General features: G+C 45.5%; 10 protein-coding genes and 1 pseudogene. 8 read left to right on the top strand and 3 right to left on the bottom strand.

What is annotated here, in order from left to right:
- Nucleotides 1-11 precede the first annotated feature (11 nt).
- The gene (gene putA / locus BCU34_RS16455; RefSeq protein WP_102480794.1) at nucleotides 12-3149 is read right to left on the bottom strand and encodes a bifunctional proline dehydrogenase/L-glutamate gamma-semialdehyde dehydrogenase PutA; all 3138 of its coding nucleotides are present in this window, start codon (nucleotides 3147-3149) and stop codon (nucleotides 12-14) included.
- Nucleotides 3150-3331: 182 nt separating this feature from the next.
- Entirely contained in the window at nucleotides 3332-4156 is an 825-nt protein-coding gene (locus BCU34_RS16450) for an AraC family transcriptional regulator (protein ID WP_048660513.1), read from the bottom strand.
- A gap of 478 nt (nucleotides 4157-4634) precedes the next feature.
- On the opposite strand from BCU34_RS16450, the gene BCU34_RS16445 reads away from it, so the two are divergent.
- The 3 genes and pseudogenes from BCU34_RS16445 to BCU34_RS16435 all read left to right on the top strand — a co-directional run bounded on the left by BCU34_RS16445 (nucleotide 4635) and on the right by BCU34_RS16435 (nucleotide 8950).
- Entirely contained in the window at nucleotides 4635-5738 is a 1104-nt protein-coding gene (locus BCU34_RS16445) for a PEGA domain-containing protein (protein WP_055319250.1), read from the top strand.
- 223 nt (nucleotides 5739-5961) lie between these two features.
- Complete coding sequence (locus BCU34_RS16440) at nucleotides 5962-7791, top strand: formylglycine-generating enzyme family protein (protein WP_102480793.1); 1830 nt, start codon at nucleotides 5962-5964, stop codon at nucleotides 7789-7791.
- 423 nt (nucleotides 7792-8214) lie between these two features.
- A pseudogene (locus BCU34_RS16435) lies at nucleotides 8215-8950 on the top strand (PAS domain-containing protein).
- Nucleotides 8951-9051: 101 nt separating this feature from the next.
- Here the strand turns inward: BCU34_RS16435 and pdxH are convergent.
- Entirely contained in the window at nucleotides 9052-9687 is a 636-nt protein-coding gene (gene pdxH, locus BCU34_RS16430) for a pyridoxamine 5'-phosphate oxidase (RefSeq protein WP_102480791.1), read from the bottom strand.
- A 167-nt stretch (nucleotides 9688-9854) separates the two neighbouring features.
- Between pdxH and BCU34_RS16425 the strand changes: the two genes are divergently transcribed.
- The 5 genes from BCU34_RS16425 (at nucleotide 9855) to BCU34_RS16405 (ending at nucleotide 17305) form a co-directional block, all read left to right on the top strand.
- Nucleotides 9855-11777, top strand: coding sequence for an ATP-binding protein (locus tag BCU34_RS16425; protein WP_102480790.1), 1923 nt, complete (start codon nucleotides 9855-9857; stop codon nucleotides 11775-11777).
- Nucleotides 11778-11861: 84 nt separating this feature from the next.
- Nucleotides 11862-13157 (top strand): sigma-54-dependent transcriptional regulator, encoded by a 1296-nt coding sequence (locus BCU34_RS16420; protein WP_048664434.1) that lies wholly within the window; start codon nucleotides 11862-11864, stop codon nucleotides 13155-13157.
- Between the two features lie 112 nt (nucleotides 13158-13269).
- Complete coding sequence (locus tag BCU34_RS16415) at nucleotides 13270-14661, top strand: HlyD family type I secretion periplasmic adaptor subunit (RefSeq protein WP_048660519.1); 1392 nt, start codon at nucleotides 13270-13272, stop codon at nucleotides 14659-14661.
- Between the two features lie 59 nt (nucleotides 14662-14720).
- Entirely contained in the window at nucleotides 14721-15389 is a 669-nt protein-coding gene (locus tag BCU34_RS16410; protein ID WP_102480789.1) for a transglutaminase-like cysteine peptidase, read from the top strand.
- A gap of 5 nt (nucleotides 15390-15394) precedes the next feature.
- Nucleotides 15395-17305, top strand: a complete 1911-nt coding sequence (locus BCU34_RS16405; protein WP_048664433.1) for a LapD/MoxY N-terminal periplasmic domain-containing protein — start codon at nucleotides 15395-15397, stop codon at nucleotides 17303-17305.
- Nucleotides 17306-17314: the final 9 nt, after the last annotated feature.

The raw sequence follows: 17314 nt of genomic DNA, 5'->3' as shown, positions 1-17314 counted from the left end.
GATAATGCTCCTTATGCCTTGTCTTGTGATTGAGAGAAATGAACATCAGTAAAGCGGTATAGGTAGTGAGGACCACCCGCTTTAGGGCCAGTACCTGATAAGCCTTGACCACCAAATGGTTGAACACCAACAACGGCGCCCACTTGGTCACGGTTGATGTAGCAGTTACCCACACGAACGTGTTTTTCGATCCAACGGTAAGTTGTCTCGTTACGGCTGTGGATACCCATAGTTAAGCCAAAGCCCGTTTGGTTGATTTGGTCTACCACTTGCGCTAGCTCACTCGCTTTGAAGCGAACAATGTGTAGCACTGGGCCAAACTGTTCTTCTTTCAAGCAGCTGATGTCATCAATTTCAAAAGCACTTGGTGGAACAAAGTCACCATGTTCACAATCCGTACCTAGAGAAAGTTGAGCCACCTTCTTCTGGGTATTGGTCATGTTTTCTAAGTGCGCCATTAGCTTCTGTTTCGCGTTTTGGTCGATAACAGGGCCAACATCGGTTTTATGAAGGTGTGGAATGCCAACACTCAGCTCGTCCATTGCTCCGTGAATCAATCCAACCACGCGGTCTGCAATGTCTTCTTGGATGTAAAGCACACGTAGTGCAGAACAACGCTGACCTGCTGAAGCGAATGCTGAACGAATCACATCACGAACTACCTGTTCAGGCAGTGCAGTACTGTCGACGATCATCGCGTTCTGACCGCCTGTTTCCGCAATAAACGGAACTGGCTTAGCGTTACGAGTGGCTAATGACACATTGATACGCTGTGCCGTTGGCGTAGAACCAGTAAAGGCAACGCCCGCAATCGCATCATGGCTTGTTAGTGCACTGCCGATCTCAGCACCGCGACCTGGTAGTAACTGAATCGTGCCAGCAGGGAAGCCCGCTTCATTCATCAGTTCAACCGCGCGAGCTGCAATCAAGCTTGTTTGCTCGGCAGGCTTCGCCACAACCGTGTTACCCGCCACTAGTGCTGCAGTAATTTGGCCAAGGAAGATAGCTAGAGGGAAGTTCCAAGGGCTGATACAGACGAACACACCACGACCTTGTCGAGAAGCGATTCGTGTTTGGCCATCAAAACCTTTTAGTTCGAAACCTTGTAGGTTGTCCGCTTGTTTTGCGTAGTAACGACAGAAGTCGACTGCTTCACGTACTTCATCAACGCTGTCGTGAATCGTCTTACCCGCTTCTTGATGACAAATCGCCACCAGCTCAGCGAGGTTGTCTTCCATCAGGTCAGCCAACTTATCAAGCGCAGCCGCTTTGGTTTCAACCGAAGTTGTGTTCCAATCAGCGAATGCTGCGTCTGCGCCAGTGATCGCTGCGGAAACATGATCAAGGTTAGCGAAAGCCACCTGACCCACATTAATACGACGATCATAAGGTGCCGTCACTTGCTCAACGTTCTGATCAGCCTTGATCATGCTTTCGGCAAGAGATTCACCGTTGATCACAGGGCCCGCAGTCCATTGATTGTTTAAGAAGCCTTTTACTTGCTCTTCAAACTGATGCGCTTCGCTTTCAATATCAATGTTCACACCGTAAGAGTTCTTACGCTCAGGGAAAACCGCTGGAGGCAGAGGAATCTTAGTGTTGTGCAATGTATCGAACGCCAGAAGCATATCGACAGGATGTTGAGTCAGCTCTGCCACTGGGCAACGCGCATCAACTAGACGGTGGACAAACGAGCTGTTTGCACCGTTTTCTAGCAAGCGACGTACTAGGTATGGCAGTAGATCTTTATGGCTGCCAACCGGTGCGTAGATACGTACCGACTGTTGGTAAGCTTCCATCGCATGGTTGTACAGAGAATCACCCATGCCGTGTAAGCGTTGGAATTCAAAGTCTTTATGGTCGGTCATTACGGCAATAGCAGAAACCGTATGAGCATTGTGGCTCGCAAACTGCGGGAAGATATTACCACGAACGCTTGGGCTCAATAGGTAACGCGCACATGCAAGGTAAGCTACGTCTGTCGCTTCTTTACGTGTGTAAACTGGGTAATCAGTAAAGCCAGCTTGTTGCGACCATTTGATTTCGCTGTCCCAGTAAGCACCTTTAACTAAGCGAAGCGGGATCAAATCACCCTGCTCTTTCGCTAGGCGGTTTAGCCAAACCAGAACCGGAAGTGCACGCTTTGAGTAAGCTTGAATAACCAGACCAAATTTACCCCAACCTTTCACAAGGTCAGTACGGTACAGTTTTTCGAATAGTTTAAGAGATAGCTCTAGGCGATCCGCTTCTTCAGCATCAATCGTAATTGCAACATCAAGCTCGACAGCGCGGCGCAGTAGTTGCTCTAGTGTGTCGCACAGTTCATTTAGAACACGGTCTTCATTCGCCACTTCATAACGTGGGTGAAGTGCAGAAAGCTTGATAGAAACAGACGGTGCTGGGCTAGACTTTGAAGAGACATATGTGTCTCGACCTACGGCTTCGATCGCCATTAGGTAATCTTTGAAGTATTTGTTTGCGTCTGCAGTGGTCAGTGCTGCTTCACCTAGCATGTCGTATGAGTAGGTAAAACCTTTATCACGCATAGACTTACCGTTCTTTTGCGCTTCAGCAATGCTGCGACCAAGAACGAATTGGTGACCCATCACCTTCATTGCTTGGTGCATCGCTTTACGAATCACAGGCTCAGAAAGCTTGTTCACTAAACGGTTAACCGCTTGACCTGCACTCTGCTCTTTAGATGAAAGTCCAACCACCTTGCCCGTTAACATTAGGCCCCAAGTGGATGCGTTCACAAACACCGAATCAGAATTCTTAAGGTGAGACTTCCAGTCCGCAACGCTCAGTTTGTCGCGAATCAGTGCATCAGCTGTTGCTGAATCAGGAATACGCATCAAGGCTTCCGCCAGACACATCAGCAAGATGCCCTCTTGAGTATCTAAGCTGTATTCAAGCAGCAGTGCATCGATCATCTGGATAGAAGTCTTATCCGCACGGATAGCCTCGATCAATGATGTCGTTTTCTCTGTGATTTGCTGCTTTTCAGACTCAGAAGGGGTAGCTAGTGGCAGAAGTTGCTCTAGCCATTGGGTTTCATCCACCATATATAATGGTGAGATAAGCGACCATAGATCAGCAAGCGGCTGCTCGTTGAATTCTGGCTTTAACACATCAGTAGCTGTAAACATGCGTTTTCCTTAATCTCACACCCGGAATTAGCCCGGGGATCTCTACAATGGCTGCAGTGTATTTAGAGTATATAAGGATTACTTGTCAAAAACTCCGAGTTTTTTGCTAAAAACTCGCTTTATTAACAAAACAAACACAACGTCACATATGAAACTTTAAAATAATATGCCGTTTTGTTTCACTATTTAACAGAAATTTTCTTTTTGTATTGGGATGGTGACATGCCTTGAAGGCGTGAAAAGGTGTGAGTAAAGGAAGATTGACCGGAGAAACCGGCCAATTCTGCAACCTGACCAAGACTCAGATTACCTTGTTCGATCAAGCGGCGAGAGCGGTCGATACGCTTACCTAATACATACTGGTGAGGAGTAATGCCCATTTGCTCTTTGAATAGCATGTGGAATTGGCTTTCGCCCAAAAACACGCTACCTGCAAGCTGCGCGACTGAGATCTTATTCGCGAGGTGTTGCTCGATGTAACGATCCAGAGCTTCAAGGTCGAAACGCGAATCTTTGATTGAGGTTTCAAACGCCGAGATGTGTCTTTGCATCAATGCGATCACCGTATCATTACAGGCACGGCTTAATAGCAGATCATCAGGGCTTGCCTGCATCTCTTGTACCAACATATGGATAAGTTTTTGAATTTGCGCGTCTAATTGGAAGTAGACATTTGATGACTCTAGCTGGTTAATCTTCTCTAGCATCAGAGGGTCGTCGTCACTCGGCACAGGCATGTTAAGTACCAGAATATCCGACTGACCGACCACACCACCGAAAGCATGATCAGAGCTTGCTGTCACCACACATCCTTGCCCTGGACCGACAAGATTACCCTTACCGCTGACTTCAAATTCCGCCTGACCTTTTAGACCAATCACCACCTGAGAATAATGGTGATCATGACAATCCATATGCGAAGGCAAGGTAATGATCTCTGCGGGACGAGGGCCAGTAAGGCCTAGCGGAGACAAATCTAGGTTTGGAAAGGGTAAAGGTTTTGGCATGACAGCAAAGTACTCAGGTCAACATAGTAAGAATAATACTCTGAAATCTGCACAAGATGAATTTGTAAATGATCATGAGAGTCATTTCCTGACCTCAAACAAAAGATCATCACCGCGATCGTCTTGATCATGCCTCCGGAAAGATGATCAAGAGTGTATAAACTACGGCCATTGTAAAACCAATCGTTCCGGCAAGTTTAGGGGCTTCACAAGCATTCAAGCACGAAAAACCATGTCATCAATAAATGCTTCACCGCTCTAACATAATGAATAAATTTTCTTATATAGCTCAAATAATTGGCTATAAACCTGTAAAAAGTGTATCCGAAGTACCGAAACTTGGCTTTTGAGTAGATTGGATAGCAATAAAACGGTATAAAGACGGGTACTGTGTTAATTGCTAATAACTAGTGACTCACAACTAGGAAGTAGACACTTTATTAACGAGCCAATTTCAATCTACAAGTTGCAGGGACCTATGACTAACTTTCGAATTTCAGCGCTTTTACTTGCGCTATCCCCTCTTTGGGTATCTGCATCGGTATCAGCTGAAGAACTGAATCAAGTCGATCCCGTTTCAGCTATCGATGCAAAGCTAACAGAGAAAAACTCAGATATTGAGCGTATTTCAGCAACCAAAGTATCGGCGACTGAAAACCTAAAACAACTTCAAAACAAGAACAGCAAGTTGTTACGCGAAGGTGAAGAACTTAAGGCAAAACGCAACAGAGCCAAGTCTGTACTCGACAAACAGTACAGTCGCTTGCTTGAAGATCCAGAAACGGATTTGGTCTCTTTCCAGAAAAGTTACCAAGACGCTTGGGCTGCGGTTAAAGAGAATCAATCGGCTCAGCTCGATAACGAACAAGCGATGAACGAGAGCGAAATTCACCTTTCTCAAATCAAGCAAAAGCAAGCTCGCCTGAATAATGAGCTAGCAAACTTGAGAGAGTCAAAAGTTGAAGCTCGTGTAAAACGTATCGCGACAGAATTGCGTGAAAGTGCGGTTCTTGAAACCAGTTACACCACCACATGTTCATCAACAATGACACTGGGTGAGTGTACTGCACAGGGTAAACACCTGACCAATCAGAAAGCCGTGCAAACGTTCAAGAGCCAATTACTTGAGCAGCTCACAGAAAGCACACTAGCGAAGCAAAACTTGCAAGGTGTTCAACTGAACATCCATGTTCAAGACAGCCAAGCAATCAAGAGTGGTTTCTCTGGTAACAACTCTTACTTCATGCAGATGCAAGCTCAGCTTCAAGCAAAACCTGAAGCAGTTGCAGCATGTAACCTATTGAATGTTTCGACTCGCTACTGCTTAACAGGCAGTGACGCTGCGGTCGTTAAGAAGAGTGACAAACAGTGGGCTAACGTGACGGTACGTTCTGATCAGTACAACGACTCAGTAACCATCAACGGCATTAAGTACGGCAGCACGCCTCTTGAGGTTGCGCTACCAAGCGGTCGTCACCAAGTAACCATTTCAAAACAAGGTTACGAGTCTTACAACCGCACAGTTACCATCAACGGCAGCGACACTATTTGGGTTAAGCTTCTTCCTAGCAAAGAAAGCTAAACACCCTTTCTACATAGAGCTAAGCCGATATAAACGCTTAGCTCTATATCAGATAGCCGTGCCTATTTCACAAAGCTGAATGAACACTCGCCATTTTGTTGATAGTTATAAACTGTATGATCGTTATAACCTTGTATAGTCGTTATAAACAGTAGCTGCAGACGAAATGGCGTTCTCGTTTAGAATATTCGATTAACCTAAATTACGATTGAAGTAGCCCATCATGCGCCAAGGTCTTCCTACTCTACTATTTGCACTTGCTCCCTGCCTAATGACTCCTGCTGTTTTCGCAGAAGCAACAACACCAGCGATCGCACCTTCTGTCACCGATATTGAAAGCTCACTATTCGAAAAGCATACCGACTTAACGGCTGTTGAGAAGAAACTGGCTGACAAACAAAATGAAGTCGACAATCAAGCGCAACAAACGGCACGTCTAACCAAGTTATCAGCTCAAGCTGAGCAAACACTCGCAAAAGCGAAAGCCAGCCTAGAGCAAGACTATACGCGCATGATTGATGAGCCCGATTTCGACATCTCGCCAGCTCAAAGCCTATTCCAAGACGCGTGGAAAACAGTAAAAGAAGGCAAGCTTGCGATTTCAGACTCTGAGCAGAAGCAACAAGGCTTGGTGATGGAACTTGAGGCTATTCAAGTCGAGAAAGCGACGGCAGAAGCTTCAATCGCAACCCTAAATCAAGACAAGCTAAGAGCAAGAGCAGAACGACTAAGAAACGAGATCACTCAGACGGAAGAGCAAACCGTGAGCTTTACTAACCGTTGCAGTAGCGATATGACACTGGCGCAATGTTCAGACCAAACGGTGACCTTGGCACTGCAAAAAGCGGTAAAACAGTTCCAACATAGTCTGGTAGATAACGCGACTGAATCGAACACAGTGAAAGAGCACCTTGCGTCTGCTTCGCTGAATATTCACGTTCTGCAACACAAAGTGAAATCCTCTGGCTTCTCTGAAGATAACCGTTACCGAGCGGTGATTGCGGCGAACCTAGAAACACGCCCAGATAAGAACACACCTTGTCGTCTGCTTGGTATTCAATCATCAAACTGTTTCACGCAAAGCGAGCAACAAGCCAACGACCAGCAAAAAGAAGTCGCTTGGGTTAACTTGGTGGTGCGTTCCAATCAATACAACGACAATGTTTCTATCAACGGCGTGAACTATGGCAGCACACCGGTTGAAGTGATGTTGCCAACAGGCCAGCACATGGTCACGATCGAAAAAGAAGGCTACCTTTCTTTCCATCAAGAGCTGAAGATAGCCCGCGATCACAACCTAAGAGCCGTACTACAAGCCAAACAGAATTCATTGAATGTCGGCACTAAGTTTGCCGACCCTATGGGTAACGACATTCAGAGCCCTGAAATGATTGTGGTTGGATCTGGTCGCTACCTGCTGGGTGAAAACAATGCCAAGCAAGTGACCATCAAACAGCCATTTGCATTAGCCGCAACTCCGACTCGTGTTCAAGATTTTAAAGCATTCGTTGAAAGCACAGGCTACCAGACAGACGCAGAACTGATGAACACCTGCGATACGTTCGTCAATGCAGAGATCACAACCGTTTCAGACAATGACTGGCAGAACCCAGGCTTTAAGCAAGCAGATAACTCGCCGGTCGTTTGTGTTAGCCAAAATGATGCCAAAGCTTATACTCGTTGGTTATCTAAAAACACAGGCTTTACTTACCGTTTGCCAACGCCACAAGAGTGGGAAGCTGCAGCAAGAGCAGGCCAAGACACCAACTTCTGGTGGGGCAACGAATTCCGCTCTGGCAAAGCCAATACAGGCTGGGCGGGTACACCTTGGTCAAACGTTAGCACATCTCCAGTTAAGTCATTCCTGCCAACGCCAACAGGCTTCTACGACATGGTGGGTAACGTATGGGAATGGACAACCACTCAGAAAGGCTTAGCGAAAGGTGGCGCGTGGAGCTTCTCTCCTGAAGAAGCGAAAGTGTATAACGAACTGTACGTACCACCTTCAACCGCAGCTAACTATCTAGGATTCCGAGTAGTACGAGATCTATAGGCTCCCAATCACAGGAGCAAAATCTTAAATATTTACTCTAGGTTCTCAATTATCACATTGAACAGCATTTATAGGGGAATTCCCCCCTTATGCATAAGCACTCCTAGGAGTAGATTCGTCGATAGAGTAGTAAGTCACTCTGGGTATCAAATTGATGCCTCAGTTTAATTTACCTGACCCTCGTAAATTAAACTGAAAATCTTCTACATGTCGACAAGGCATATCTTGTCTTTGGCCAGCCCCTCTTCAGGCTGGCTTTTTTTTGCCTGTTTATTACCCTTTATGCCCATCGATTCTCCGAGATTGACACAGTTAGTCAGCAGTCCGTTCAACTGATATTCACCCTTTACTTCTCGTGTAGAGTTCAAACTCAAATGGCCATTGCAGCACTATAAGAAACTGATATCATTGTGATACCTCTGATTGCGAGATAAAACATTGCCAGATCCACTCAACTCCATACATCGTTCTTTATTCGAGCAACTTCCAGGCTGCTGGGGCTGCAAAGATACTGACTCGGTCTTCGTGTACGCCAACCTTGCTTACAACCAATTGATCGGCTTAAAACAGGGCGAGACTTGTACTGGCTTGACTGACTTCGACATGCCCAGTCAAACCACTGAGTGCGCGCAAGATTTCAGAGCTCAAGACAAACATGTGATGGATACACGCAGTACCCTTAAGATCCTCGATATTCACCCCTATCCAGACGGACGCTGGCACGCCCATATCTTTACTAAAACCCCTTGGCTTGATGATGACGACAACGTCCAAGGCACCATCTTCTATGGCCAAGAGCTTACCGATACCGCGATCTTAGAGGTCGGTCATTGGGTTTGTCAGGCAACAGGAACAAAAGGCAACCAGGAATCGCTTGCGGGGTCAGAGCCGCGCGTGTCTAAACTGCAAAAGCGGCTGACTTCGAGAGAATCAGAAGTGCTGGTTTTTACTGCTTTTCGGCAAGAAACCACAGTACATCGCGTCGACGTTAAACATTTCAATCAAAACGGTCGAAGGTCATGTCGCTAGATTGAAACAGAAGTTTGATGCACGTAGTAAAAGCCAGTTAATAGAGTATGCATTGGACTCAGGATTAGGCTCAGTGATCCCAGAAACTCTGCTTAAAAAACAGATCTCCGTTGTTCTGCACAGTGACTGATTTACTGTTCCACTGAAAATGCAGACAAAAAAATGCCGTTGATTTGATAAGTCTCATCAACGGCATTTTTTGATCGGTTAACAGCTAAGCGATCAAGCAGCCTAAGGCGCTAGGCGATCAATATCCCAGCTGTTGTCTTGGCGAGAGAACAAGAAACGGTCGTGCAAGCGGTGTTCACCACCTTGCCAGAACTCAATGCTATCGACACGAACTCGGAAGCCACCCCAGAAAGAAGGCACTGGGATCTGTCCTTTAGCAAACTTCTGTTTAAGTTCTAGATACTTACCTTCTAAAATCCCACGAGCTGAGATGCGGCTACTCTGCTTACTTGCAATCGCGGCCAATTGACTCTCTTTTGGACGTGACGAGAAGTACTTCATATTTTCCATAGCCGTCAGCTTTTCAGCCGTGCCCGTAATATGAACCTGTCGCTCAAGTGGATGCCAAGGGAAGTGCAAACTGATTTTGCTGTTGTGCTCAAGCTGGTGCGCTTTACGGCTACCCAAGTTGGTGTAAAAAACGAACCCGTCTTTATCAACATTCTTCAGCAGAACAATTCGTTGGAATGGCTGACCATTTTCATCAACCGTAGCAACTGTCATGGCAGTAGGGTCCGTCAACTTCGCTTCAATGGCTTGCTCTAGCCATAGATTGAATTGCTCAATCGGGTCTGCGGCCAAGTCTTTACGTCTCAATCCACCCTTAGCGTATTCGCGACGAATATCTGTCAGTTCCATTTGGTTGCTCCTTTCAATTTTTTTGTGATTTTGCGCTGTAATCCTTTGAAACACAAGTCTCAGCCATGGTTTTGTTTCACAGAAGCTGTTCGGTGTTAACAAGATCTCGGTACTCTATCCACCATATTGATAATCTTTATACAAACCGATGACAAGCAGAGATCCAAGTGACCAAAATACTGCCTAACCTAATGACTCCTTTTGTTTTATTCTCGTTGTTACTGGGAGCAGCAGGGCTGACCGCAACCCACTTTATGGCAGTACAGTTCCAAGAAAAAATCGTCACTCAGCAACTCAATGAAGCGGCCAATAAAGCCAACCTACAAATTGATTCTGAATTGGACAAATTCAAACAGATCCCGAACTTACTCAGTCATGACCCGCGCTTGCTTTCTTATTTTGACTCATCACCGCAAACAGACAAGATTTCCGCTGCTCAGCTCAATCAATTGCTGTTTGAATGGTCAAATCAAAGCCAGGCCGACACTATAGATATCCATGACCCAAGTGGTACTGTGGTCGCTTCCAGTAATTATCAAAAGCCTCGCACCTTTGTGGGTGAGAACTTCTCGTTTCGCCCCTACTTTGCTTCTGCCATTCAAGGTAACAACACACACTACGTCGCACTGGGTGCCCGCTCGAATGTACGCGGTTACTTTCTATCTTCACCGCTGTATGTTGAGAATGACATTGTTGGTGTTATCACCGTAAAAGTGAGCTTAGAGAACCTCGAAAACATCCTAACCAGCGACGAATTTGAGATTGTGGTACTCGACTCTAACCAAGTGGTATTTCTATCAAGCCAAACTCCGTGGCTTTACCATTCATTGTTGCCACTAACGCAGCAACAACAAACGGATATCTCACTTCAACGCCAATACGGTCAAAGCGAAATTTCGATCATCGAAGTATTTCGCTCTTCAAGCTCTCAACCAGAAGCTAACGCTAATCGATCTAACAACCTTCAATCCAACCAAATCCAAAAAGAGCTCACGGCCAACCAGTTATTCAAGCTTGGTACTTTTAATCTTTACCCAGCAGCCGTCAGTAACAATCAGTACCAAGTGGTCGCACTAAAAGAGACCCGGGCTGAGCTTATAAAAGTACTGCAGATCGATGTCATCTTCGTCGTGATTTACAGCTTGGTGATGCTTATTGCTTGGTCATGGCGCCAAACCTACGTAGCGAAAGTGGCGTTGACCCGACTCAACCAAAACTTAGAGCAAACCGTTGATAAACGGACTCACTACTTGAAGCAATCCAATCAACAGCTGCAACAAACCATCTTTCAATACCAAGAGTCGCAATCGAAGTTGAAGCAGACAGAACAAGAGCTAACCCAAACCGCCAAATTAGCCGTTCTGGGTGAGCTGTCAGCCAGCATTAATCATGAAATCAACCAACCACTTGCAGCACTCAGAACCTACAGCGAGAACAGCTTAAAACTGCTTGAAATGGAACGAACCGATTTGGTGAAAAGTAATCTTGAGAAAATGATTGGCCTAAACAACACCATTACCGACATCATCGCGCGACTCAAAGTCTTTACTCGCAAGGTCACCAAACAAGAGCATCATGTAGCCAACCTGCATCAAGCGGTCAACAATGCCACCAGTATTCTCAGCGCACTGATGATCAAGCAAGGCATCACGCTCAGGTTAAGCACGGTACCAGATGACATTAATATCGCGATTCATCCGACCGAGCTCGAACAAGTGCTGGTGAATCTGATTCACAACGCGACTCAAGCTCTTCAGCAGCAAGCCATAGATCAACAAACCTTGCTCCAACAAACAACAGTTCAACAAACAGCAGCCCAACAGGCTATTCCACAGATAGGCGTTGAATGGCAACTGCATGAAGACATGTGTCAGGTGATCATTTGGGATAACGGAATTGGTATGTCTGCCGACAAGCTTGAACAACTTTTTGACCCGTTTTTCACCACTAAGCCTGAAGGTTTAGGGCTTGGACTCTCTATATCTAAACGGATTATTGAAGCGTATCACGGCTCGATCAGTGCAGCCCAGTTGGAGCCGTCAGGCATGGTATTCTCGCTTAATATCCCGTTATACAAAGTTAACAACTGACGCAGAATTGGTATTGTTAACGAGAAAACGAATTTCACATTATTGCTAATCTCACATACAGCTAAGGACTCGGCTTTGCACTCTATGCCCAAACTCTATTTTGTCGACGATGAACCCGCTATCCGAGACTCCGTAGAACAAGCCATGCTGATTGAAGGCATCGATATCGTCTGCTTTCCTAATGCTATTGAGGCTCTAAAGAAGATAAATACCACGCAAGCCGGGATTGTCATTACCGATATTCACATGCCGGTGATGGATGGCATTCAATTAACGCAAAAATTACTGAGCCAAAATCCTCATTTTCAGGTCATTGTACTTACCGGGCATGGTGACGTGCAAACCGCGGTATCTGCGATGAAAGCCGGGGCTTATGATTTTCTGGAAAAGCCGTTTGTGGTCGATGCCCTCCTCACAGCAGTAAGAAAAGCCGCAGATAAGCTCGCACTGGTTGAAGAAAACAACCTATTGCGTAAAGAGTTGGCGATGCAAAATCAGGTGGGCCCAAAACTGATTGGTCAATCGCCATCAATGCAGGCATTACGCCGAGAACTGATCACCTTAGACACCAAAACCAACCCACTTCTATTGTTTGTTGGTGATTTAGGGACGGGGAAAAGGGTCACAGCACAATACACTCATGATTTACACAGTCATCAAACTGCGGAACTTTGCCCTGTTGCTGCGTTTAATTTGCCACGCAGTGACGAAGCGACATTTCATCAGTTTGTTTTGCAACTGTTCTTGAAGCATCAAGGTGGAACGATCTATATCCATGAGACAGAAGCATTAACTCAGGATCAATGGCTGTGGTTAGCGAATCTAAAACCCACTCTACTTCGTGAAAACTCATGCAAGACCAATGCAACTTGTATCATTATCGCAACCAAAATAGTTCCTACTACAATTACAGGTGAACTGCGCCAATTTAATTTACTACCCTTGGCGCAAAGAACGGAAGATATTGGGTCTTTGTTCAAACACTTTGCTCGCGGTGCAGCAAGTCGCTATCAGTTGCCGCCGCCCGTTATTACAGAAAAAGAGATTCAACGACTCATTGCAACGCATTGGGTAGAGAACATTCGCCAGCTTCGCCAGCATGCCGAACTCAGAGTCTTGACTCAAATTAAGCAGCCGTCGCTCGACAGCGATACTAATGAGCAAAATGACGATAACGAACTCGACGTCAGCATTGAAGAACAACAACAGTCGTTAAACCAACGTACCGATAGCTTTGAACAAATTATCTTGATTGAGGCACTACATCGCCATCAAGGTCGTTTAAAAGAAGTACAACAAGAGCTGCAGGTGTCGCGAAAAACGCTGTATGACAAACTAAGAAAGCATCAGCTCGATAAAACCGATTTCAAGAACCGATAAGTCTTAAAAAATATATAAATTCAAAGATTTAAAGGAACAAAATCTTAACATTTATAAGAAGTAAGAATACACTCAATAGGCTTGCACTTTTACTTAGCGAACAAGGACTGTTATGAGTCAGAAAAATTTCAGCAAATTGAACGAGACCGAGCTTGAGTATGTCGACGATAAAACAGCGGCACTACTCCTCAATACGCCCACCAGTGCGCGTATTATGTTGTGGGTGATCGTTCTGTTTTTTATTGCTGCTATTGGGTGGTCTGCTTGGGCAGAGATCGACAAAGTTACCGTTGGCCAAGGCAAAGTGATCCCTTCCTCTCAAATCCAAGTGGTGCAAAACCTTGAAGGTGGCTTAGTTAAAGAGATCTTAGTTAAAGAAGGTCAACGTGTTCAGAAAGGTCAGCAGCTACTGTTGATCGATGACACTCGATTCCGTTCGGACTTCCGCGAACGTGAACAACAAGTGGCGAACTTAACCGCCAACGTGTTGATGCTATCCGCTTCATTAACCAGTGTCGTCATTAACGAAGAGTTCTCTGTTGAAGAGTGGAAAAAAAGCGTGTTGCTTGATTACGGTAAACTCGCCTTTCCACCAAAATTCTACGAGCTTCAGCCTAAACTGGTTAATCGCCAAAAAGCCGAATATCGTCAAGATCTGAATAACCTAAAAAACCAACTTTCTGTTTTTGATCAACAAGTTGAACAGAAACAGCAAGACCTAGTTGAGATTAAGGCGCGGGTTCGCAACCTAAAACAGAGTTACCAGTTTGCTCGCCAAGAACTGGATATCACCAAACCCCTCGCCGATGAAGGGGTGGTACCACGAATTGAATTACTTAAACTGCAAAGACAAGTGAACGACACTCGCCGAGAAATGACCTCAAGCGAGCTAAAAATCCCTCTGCTACGCTCAGCAATCAAAGAATCCATGCTCAGCCGTATTGATGCTGCCCTGAACTTCCGCTCCGAACAACAAGAAAAGCTCAATCAAGCGCAAGATAAGCTCTCTGCAATGACCGAATCGGCTGTTGGCCTTGAAGACCGAGTAAACCGTACTGTGGTGGTTTCTCCTGTAACTGGCACCGTTAAAACATTGGGCATTAATACTGTCGGTGGTGTTATCCAACCGGGTATGGACATCGTTGAGATTGTACCGACAGAAGACTCTCTCTTGGTTGAAGCGAAAATCGCCCCACAAGATATCGCTTTCCTACGCCCAGAATTGACTGCCATCGTTAAGTTCAGTGCCTATGACTTCACTAAATACGGCGGTCTAGAAGGCGTACTAGAGCACATCAGTGCCGATACCACTCAAGATGAAGAAGGCAACAGCTTCTACATCGTGCGTGTGCGCACCGAAAAACACAATTTTGGACAGAACGAAGAGTTGCCAATCATTCCGGGCATGACTGCCTCAGTCGATATCATCACAGGCAAAAGAACCGTGCTTGAGTACATGTTGAAGCCACTATTAAGTGCTCAAAACAATGCACTAAAAGAGTAAGGACGTTGGATGTTTGATAACGCCTTTCAGTACGCAGTAAATAGACAAGAGCAGAGGCTATGAAGTCTCGGATTTCGCTATTGCTGCTAGTTCTTACCTCTTTTACCTCTGTGGCGCTCAACAAGAGCGACCAAAGGTGGATAGATGCGGTGACCAAAACCTACGGCGATAGAGCCGGAAAGCGAGTAGCAACGTGGCGTTCAAACATGACGTCATACGACAGATTAAATGAAAAAGAGAAGCTCAGGTCAGTGAACCAATTCTTCAACCAGATGTACTTTGTCGATGACAACTTACTGTGGGGAAAAAACGACTATTGGGCAACACCACTGGAGTTTTTAGGCAGCAATGCTGGTGACTGTGAAGATTTCACTATCGCAAAATACTTCTCTTTGCTTGAACTGGGCGTCCCAGATAAGAAATTGCGATTAGTGTACGTAAAAGCACTGGAGTTAAACCAATTCCATATGGTGTTGGCGTACTACTCAACACCGAGTGCAGAGCCACTAATTTTGGACAACTTAAACCCTGAAATTAAACGCGGTTCCAAACGCCCAGATCTACGACCGATTTACAGTTTCAACGGTAAAAATCTTTGGCTGATAAAATCGGCAGCGGGCAGCGGTAAATTAGCAGGGAAATCTTCAAGATTGAGCTTATGGAACGACTTACGTTCTCGTGAGCGCTCTCTAAAATTAAACAAACCCATTATCAATTACGATGAGTAGGTACAATGACTTTATATAAACAGCTTGTGGTCGGGATGGTTGCAGTGTTCATACTGCTGATGACGTCAGTTTTTATGATCGAATTCAATACCACCCGTGGATACTTAGAGGAGCAGCAACGCTCTGAGGTAAGTAATACCATTAATACTGTTGGACTGGCTCTCGCCCCTTACCTAGAAGAAAAAGACAAGGTGGCAGTGGAGTCTGTAATCAACGCCCTGTTTGATGGCAGTTCTTATTCCGTCGTTCGATTGATCTTTCTCGACAGCGGTGATGACATTCTCCGCTCATACCCTGTAAAGCCAACTGGCGTACCGGAGTGGTTTACCAACCTAAACCTGTTCGAGCCTGTTCATGACCGCCGCGTGATCACCAGTGGCTGGATGCAACTGGCAGAAGTAGAGATCGTAAGTCATCCAGGCCCTGCCTACGATCAACTTTGGCAAGCATTCATCCGCTTATTAAGCATCTTTGGCACGATCTTCTTGCTCGGTTTAGTGTCTATATCTTGGATCCTTAAACGCGCTTTACGCCCGCTCTCGTTGATCATTACTAAGATGGATCAGATCGCCAAGAACCAGTTTGGCGAACCTCTAGCTCGTCCAAAGACAAAAGATCTAACCTTGGTTGTCGACGGTATCAACCACATGTCGACTCAAGTTGAACTGGCATTTAAAAACCAAGCGAAAGAAGCTCAAAAGCTGCGTGAAAGAGCGTATATCGACCCTGTATCTCAGTTAGGTAACCGTGCTTACTACATGTCTCAGTTAACCCAGTGGTTAGAAGAGTCTAGCTTAGGTGGTTTAGCGGTACTAAAAGCCGAATTTATTAGTGAAGAGTACGACGAAAAAGGCTACCAAGAGGGTGATGCCTTGGTTCATCAACTGGCTGAACAGCTACAGGCTTCAATTTCATCACCAGATATCACCATCGCCCGTATTTCTAGTGACGAGTTTGGTTTCATTATGCCGAACATTGACGAAAGCGAACTTAAACTTGTCGCGGGCAGCATCGTAAATTGCATTCAAAACCTAGGTTCAGACCCTACAGGTACGGCGAATCCACACATCGCATTAGGTGTGACATACAGCAACACCCGAAAAAACAGTACCGAAATCATGTCGTTGGTTGATAACGCACTCTCAAGTGCCAAGGCGAACCGAGAGCTTGCTTACGGTTACGTAACCGCAGACGATCACGGCGCTGTGATGGGTAAACAACAATGGCGTATGTTGGTTGAAGAAGCGATCATCAACGACCTCATTACCTTCCGTCTTCAGGCTGCAAATAATGCCTTTGGTAAAACGTATCACCAAGAAGTATTCTCTGCGATTGAAAAAGATGGCGTGCGTTACGGTGCTAACCAGTACTTGTACGCACTAGAACAGCTTGAAATGAGCCACATTCTCGACCAATACGTTATCGAGAAGATGATTGAAAAACTGAATGCGAAAGAAGTAACAAGCCCTGTTGCTATCAATATTTCGCCAAGCAGTATTTCTCAACCAAGCTTCATCCGCTGGATCGGTAAGACGCTTGAACAAAATACTTCAATCGCTCACCTGTTGCACTTTGAGATTCCAGAAAACTGCTTCATCAACGTTCCGCACTACACGGCACTATTGTGTAACACCATTCGCAATGCTGAAGCGGTGTTTGGTGTCGATAACTACGGACGTAACTTCCAATCTCTGGATTACATCAACGAATACCGTCCAAGCTATGTGAAGCTAGATTACCTGTTCACACATAACCTGGATGACGAAAAACAAAAGTTCACCTTAACGTCGATCTCTAGAACCGCTCACAACCTAGGCGTCACCACCATCGCGTCTCGAATAGAAACTCAGACTCAGCTAGATATCTTGTCTGATAACTACGTAGAAGTGTTCCAAGGCTTCATTGTTGATAAATAGTTGTAAGGG

The sequence above is a fragment of the Vibrio sp. 10N.286.45.E10 genome (genome assembly GCF_002874195.2).
In the GTDB taxonomy this organism is placed as follows: Bacteria; Pseudomonadota; Gammaproteobacteria; order Enterobacterales; family Vibrionaceae; genus Vibrio; species Vibrio crassostreae.
This window is presented reverse-complemented; position numbering and strand designations above follow the sequence as displayed.